At 67.9% G+C, this 6,101-nt stretch carries 6 protein-coding genes; 1 reads left to right on the top strand and 5 read right to left on the bottom strand.

The genetic code is table 11. The features are described from left to right. Window positions 1-105: 105 nt before the first annotated feature. From ABD154_RS17835 to ABD154_RS17815, 5 genes are all read right to left on the bottom strand, one after another. Window positions 106-1,110 carry an NAD(P)H-dependent flavin oxidoreductase gene (locus ABD154_RS17835; RefSeq protein ID WP_232623531.1) on the bottom strand — a complete coding sequence of 335 codons (1,005 nt, stop codon included), beginning with the start codon at window positions 1,108-1,110 and terminating at the stop codon, window positions 106-108. Window positions 1,111-1,238: 128 nt separating this feature from the next. After that, the gene (locus ABD154_RS17830) at window positions 1,239-2,015 is read right to left on the bottom strand and encodes an enoyl-CoA hydratase (RefSeq protein WP_198498230.1); all 777 of its coding nucleotides are present in this window, start codon (window positions 2,013-2,015) and stop codon (window positions 1,239-1,241) included. Next, a complete protein-coding gene (locus tag ABD154_RS17825) occupies window positions 2,012-3,052 on the bottom strand; it encodes an enoyl-CoA hydratase/isomerase family protein (protein ID WP_198498231.1) in 1,041 nt (346 codons plus the stop codon). The genes ABD154_RS17830 and ABD154_RS17825 overlap by 4 nt, the downstream gene beginning before the upstream one ends. Before the next feature lies 1 nt (window position 3,053). Further along, entirely contained in the window at window positions 3,054-4,220 is a 1,167-nt protein-coding gene (locus ABD154_RS17820; RefSeq protein WP_344251844.1) for an acyl-CoA dehydrogenase family protein, read from the bottom strand. Between the two features lie 306 nt (window positions 4,221-4,526). Beyond that, window positions 4,527-5,042 (bottom strand): MarR family winged helix-turn-helix transcriptional regulator, encoded by a 516-nt coding sequence (locus ABD154_RS17815; RefSeq protein ID WP_198498233.1) that lies wholly within the window; start codon window positions 5,040-5,042, stop codon window positions 4,527-4,529. 34 nt (window positions 5,043-5,076) lie between these two features. Between ABD154_RS17815 and ABD154_RS17810 the strand changes: the two genes are divergently transcribed. Beyond that, window positions 5,077-5,769 carry an SOS response-associated peptidase gene (locus ABD154_RS17810; RefSeq protein WP_198498234.1) on the top strand — a complete coding sequence of 231 codons (693 nt, stop codon included), beginning with the start codon at window positions 5,077-5,079 and terminating at the stop codon, window positions 5,767-5,769. Window positions 5,770-6,101: the final 332 nt, after the last annotated feature.

Below are 6,101 nucleotides of genomic sequence, written 5' to 3'. Positions count from 1 at the left end.
CGAGACCGCCGCTTACAGGTGGCGGTCTCGACGCGAAGTGGCCGTCTCGGTGCCGGAGCGGGCTCAGACTGCGCCGGCGCGGACTGAGACGGCGCCGGCGCGGGCTCAGACGGTGCCGGAGGCCGCGGCGGGAGCAGTGCGCGCCAGTCGTGTGCGCAGCTCGTCCTCGGCGTCGCGGAACTCGGCGGCGAGGCGATCGACGAGCTCGGCGGTGGTGCGCTGCAGCCCGAGGGCGCCGATGCCCTGACCCGAGCCCCAGATGTCCTTCCACGCCTTCGCGTCGGAGTTCGGGTCGGTGCCGAAGTCCATCTTCGAGGGGTCGGCCTCGGGCAGATCGTCGGGGTCGAAGCCGGCGGCGACGATCGAGCCGCGCAGGTAGTTGCCCTTGACCCCGGTGAAGTAGTTCGAGTAGACGACGTCGTCGGCGGCGGAGTCGACGATCATCTGCCGGTACGCATCGACGACGTTGGCCTCGGGGGTGGAGAGGAACGCGGAGCCGATGTAGGCGTAGTCGGCCCCGGCGGCCAATGCCGCGAGGATCGACCGGCCGTGGGCGATCGCACCGGAGAGCAGCAGCGGCCCGTCGAACCAGCTGCGGATCTCCTGGACGAGCGCGAACGGGGAGAGCGCGCCCGCGTGTCCGCCGGCCCCGGCGGCCACGGCGATGACGCCGTCGGCGCCCTTCTCGACGGCCTTGTGGGCGAAGCGGTTGTTGATGATGTCGTGGAGGACGACGCCGCCGTAGGAGTGGACGGCCTCGTTGACCTCTTCCCTGGCGCCGAGTGAGGTGATGACGATGGGCACCTTGTGCCTGACCACCTCGGCGAGGTCGGCCTCGAGGCGATTGTTCGACCGGTGGACGATGAGGTTGGCCGCGAACGGGGCGGCGGGGGACTCGGGGTGGGCTGCGGTGTAGTTCGCGTTCGACTCGGTGATCTCGTCGAACCAGTCGGCGAGCAGCGACGCCGGCCGCGCGTTGAGGGTGGGGAACGCCCCGACGATGCCGGCCTGGCACTGGGCGGTGACGAGTTCGGGGCCCGATGCGATGAACATCGGGGAGCCGAAGACCGGAAGGCGCAGCCTCAGGTCGAGAGAGTCAATGGGGTTCACGATGCCTCCTTGGATTTGCGAACAGCACCACTCTAACTGAACGAATGTTAAAAATCGGTGCGAGGGGAGCAGAAAGCGGGGGCGCGGCCGATGATTCGGCTGCGCCCCCGCTTCGCGGTCGCCCTCGGTCAGGAGTCGGTGAAGTTCGGATCCCGCTTCTCGACGAAGGCGGCCATGCCCTCGGTCTGGTCGTTCGTCGCGAGCACCGAGTGGAAGAGGCGGCGCTCGTAGCGCAGGCCCTGCTCGAGCGTCGTGTCGAAGGCGACGTTGATCGCCTCCTTGACCATCGCCGAGGCGATGAGGGACTTCCCGGCGATCGTGCGGGCGATCTCGTTCGCCGTCGACAGGAGTTCCTCGGGGGCGACGACGCGGGCGACGAGGCCTGAGCGCTCGGCCTCCTCGGCGTCCATCATCCGCCCGGTCAGGCACATGTCCATCGCCTTCGCCTTGCCGACCGCCCGGGTCAGGCGCTGGGACCCGCCCATGCCCGGGAGCACGCCGAGGTTGATCTCGGGCTGGCCGAACTTCGCCGTCGTCGCGGCGATGAGGATGTCGCCCATCATCGCGACCTCGCAGCCTCCGCCGAGGGCGTAGCCGCTGACGGCGGTGATGATCGGCTTGCGGACGTTCGTCAGGCGCTCCCAGCCGGCGAACCAGTCGGCGCGGTAGGCGGTGGCGAAGTCGAGTTCGGACATCTCCTTGATGTCCGCGCCGGCCGCGAACGCCTTCTCGCTGCCGGTGATGATGATCGCGCGCACCGCGTCATCGGCGTCGAACCCGGTCGCCGCATCGGTGATGTCGGTGAGGACCTGGAGGTTGAGCGCGTTGAGCGCCTTGGGCCGGTTGATCGTGATCGTCGCGACTCCGTCGTCGACGGAGGTGAGGATGGTTGCGTAGTCGCTCATGAGAACACCTTGTCTGTCTGCTCGGTGGTGAGGATGGCGGTCACGGTGGCGTCGTCGACCTCGCTGAGGGAGGCCGGCGACCACTGGGGGCTGCGGTCCTTGTCGATGACCTGCGCGCGGATGCCCTCGCGCAGATCGGGGCGGCGCGTCATCTCGACGGCGATGCGGTAGTCCTGTTCGAGCACCTCGGCGAGCGTCATGTCCGCGGCCCGCCGCAGGGCGGCCAGGGTCACCTTCACCGAGGTGGGGGCCTTCGTCCGGATGAGGGCGGCAGCCGCGTTCGCCTCGGGGTTCGCATGGGCCTCGAGGCGGGCGAGGATGTCCTCGATGTCATCTCCGGTGTAGCACTCGTCGATCCAGGCGGCCGCCTCGGCGAGGTCATCGGCCGGGGCGTCCGCGGCATAGCGGGAGACGACGGTGTCGACGTCCTCCCCGGCTTCGAGGTCGGCGATGAGGGCGGGGAGGTCGGCTTCGGGGACGTAGTGGTCGGCGAGGTCGAGGGCCAGCGCCGCGCCCGGGCCCACCGCGGTGCCGGTCAGCGCCAGGTGCGTGCCGAGCTCGCCGGGAGCGCGCGCGAGCAGGTAGGTGCCGCCGACGTCGGGGAAGAGTCCGATGCCGGTCTCGGGCATCCCGACCTTCGTCGAGTCCGTGACGATGCGCTCGGAGCCGTGCCCGGAGATCCCGACGCCGCCGCCCATCGTGATGCCGTTCATGATGACGACGTAGGGCTTCGGGTACTCGGCGATCGCGGCGTTCATCCGGTACTCGCGGTTCCAGAACTTCGCGTTCTCGCCCGTGCCCTCGACGATGTCGGTGTAGACGGCTTTGATGTCCCCGCCGGCGCACAGACCGCGCTCGCCGCGGCCGGTGACGAGCACGGTGGTCACGGTGTCGTCGTCGTACCAGCTGCGCAGGGCGTCATCGATGCCGGCGACCATGTCGAGGCTGAGCGCGTTGATCAGCTTCGGCCGGTTGAGTTCGATCCGTCCGAGGCCGCCGGACGCTGTGGCGATGATGCTCGGATTCTCTGTCGTCATATCAGCCCACTCCTGTGCTCTTGCGCGAGATGATCACGCGCATGATTTCGTTGGTGCCTTCCAGAATCTGGTGGACGCGCAGGTCGCGAACCAGCTTCTCAATCCCATACTCTGTCAGATACCCGTAGCCGCCGTGGAGCTGGAGGGCCCGATTGGCGACGTCGAAGCCGGTGTCGGTGGCGGTGAGCTTCGCCATCGCCGAGAGCAGGGACGTGTTCGGGTCGCCCGCGTCGTAGGCGTTCGCGGCCCGCCACAGGAGGGAGCGTGCGGCTTCGAGCTTCGTCTGCATCTCCGCGACCTCGAAGCGCAGCGCCTGGAAGCCGGTGAGCTCGGTGCCGAAGGCCTGGCGCTCGCCCATGTAGTCGATGGCCTTCTCGAGCGCGGACTGCCCGCCGCCGAGCGAGCACGCCCCGATGTTGAGGCGGCCGCCGTCGAGGCCGGACATCGCGATCTTGAAGCCCTGACCGAGGTCGCCGAGCATGTTCTCCTTCGGCACTCGGACGTTCTCCATGATGACCTGGCGGGTCGGCTGGGCGCGCCAGCCCATCTTCTGCTCGTTGACACCGAAGCTCAGTCCCTCCATCCCCTTCTCGAGGATGAACGCGGAGATCCCGCGGGCGCCGTCCTGCCCGGTGCGGGCCATGACGAGGTAGGTGTCGGTCGACCCGGCGCCGGAGATGAACTGCTTGACGCCGTTGAGGACGAAGTGGTCGCCGTCCTCGCGCGCCGAGGTGCGCAGGGCACCGGCATCGGAGCCGGCGTTGGGTTCGGTGAGGCAGTAGCTGCCGAGGTGCTCCATCGAGACGAGCGGGAGGAGGTACCTCTCCTTCTGCTCCTCATTGCCGCACTTGTCGATCATCCACGCGACCATGTTGTGGATCGAGATGTAGGCGGCCACCGACGGGCAGCCGGTCGACATCGCCTCGAAGATCAGGGCCGCATCCATCCGGCCCATCCCGGTGCCGCCGGACTCCTCACGGACGTAGATGCCGCCCATGCCGAGTTCCGCCGACTTCCTGATGACGTCGACGGGGAAGTGGTGGTTGGCATCCCAGTCGAGTGCGTAGGGGGCGATCTCCGTGTCGGCGAAGTCGCGGACCATGGCAGAGATCGTCTGCTGCTCCTCGGTGAGGCCGAACGGCAGGGCAGTCACAGTGCTGCGGGACATGGTTCCTCCAGGATGACGGGTGAGCGGTGGTGCGCTCGTGCGGGGTGGGCGGGGTGACCGCGATCACGGGCACGGCATTGTCATCAGGATACGGAGAATTTACTAGGACGTCCAACTAATTGCCCCGAGGCCGCTCTCACCTGGTGGTGAGCGGAGAGCAGAGAGCGGAGAGCAGAGCGCGGTCCGGGAGGGCGGTGGGGGAGTCCCGGCAGAGTTCTGGTGTCAGGCAGAGTTCCGGAGCCGGGCAGAGTTCCGGAGTCGGGCAGAGTTCCGGAGCTCGGTGGACTCAGGAGTGCAGCAGGCGAATCAGGCGGGGTCTTCGAGGCGCACCCGCAGCGCCTCGAGGTGGGGGAGGAGCTCGCCTCCATCGGTGCCGGAGACGGCAGGGGACGTGAAGACCTCGTCATTGAGCGCCGAGGTGGCGCGGGCGGCGAGCTCGCGACCGGCCTCGGTGAGGTCGACGAGCGTGGTCCGGCGGTCGTCGGGATGGCTGCGGCGACGGACGAGGCCGGCCTTCTCGAGGCGATCGACGGAGTTCGTCGTCGACGTCGCGTGGACCTGGAGGCGCGCGGAGATCTTCGACATCGGCAGGGTGCCGGACTTCGTGAACGAGAGCAGAGTGAGCACCTCGTAGCGCGAGAACGTCAGGGAGAAGGGCTTGAGCGCGGCGTCGACCATCGCGAGGAAGAGCTGGTGGACGCGCATCACGGAGATGACGGTGTTCATGCCGTCCGCGGCCTCATCCCAGCCGTGCGCGAGCCACTGCTTCCGTGACTCCTCGATGGGATCGAACCGTACCGCTGTGCTCTTCTCCGGCGCCATTGTCGACAGTGTAGTGAAGTGAGAGGATTGGCGCATGTGCGGTCGACTCAACCTGTCATCTGACCCGGCGGACCTCGCCGACGAGCTCCGCCTCGACGTCGTCTCCTACGACTACACCCCGCGGTACAACGTTCCTCCGGGTGCCGACATCCCCATCGTCGTCGAGCGCCTCGACGACGACGGACAGCTCACCCGCCGCCTCGAAGCGGCGTCGTGGGGACTCGTGCCCAGCTGGGCGAAGGACCGGGCGATCGGGTTCAAGGCCTTCAACGCGCGCTCGGAGACGGTGCTCGAGAAGCCGATGTTCCGGCAGGCGATCAAGCGCCGGCGGTGTGCCCTTCCCATCCCGGGCTACTACGAGTGGGAGGTCACCGAGGACGGCAAGCAGCCGTGGATGATGTCGGCGGCAGGCCAGGACCCGCTCTTCATGGCGGGGCTCTTCGAGTTCTGGAAGCAGCCCGACGACTCCTGGCTCGTGTCGACGTCGATCCTCACGATGGAATCGGCCGGTCATCTCCGCGACGTCCACGACCGGATGCCGGTGTTCCTCGGTCGTGACCACATCGACGACTGGATGAATCCGGCGCTGCCGAGCGGCGAGGTCCCCGACCTGCTGGCGGCCACGCTCGCCCAGGTCGATCCCGCGAGCGTGACGAAGCACCGGGTCGGCAAGGCCGTCGGCAACGTCCGCAACGACTCCCCGGCCCTCATCGAGCCGGTCGCCTGAGGACGCTGGACCGCCGGAATCCCGCGAGGTGCGGGGGCTCGTTGGAGCGGTGAGCGAGATCACCCTCCGAACGGCATTCTGCCCCTTGTGGGCGCCGATCCCGGTGGTGTAGAGTAGATCGAGCTGCCGGCCCAATGGGCCACAGCGAACGCTTCAGATGGATTTCGATCCAAGTGACGCGGAGGTGAACTCCGGGTTGCGGACATCGATGAGACACTGTAGAGTAGAGATCCGCTGGTACGGCGGGCCGCAAGGCGAAGAGTACCAAATCCTGTGGATGCCCCCGGTTGATCACGCGGAAAATGTTTCGTGTGATGGTTGGGTGTGTGTTT

Origin of the sequence: Brevibacterium sanguinis (assembly GCF_039528855.1) — a bacterium.
In the GTDB taxonomy this organism is placed as follows: Bacteria; Actinomycetota; Actinomycetes; order Actinomycetales; family Brevibacteriaceae; genus Brevibacterium; species Brevibacterium sanguinis.
Note: the sequence above shows the minus strand (reverse complement) of the source record. Positions and strands in the feature narration are given on the sequence as shown.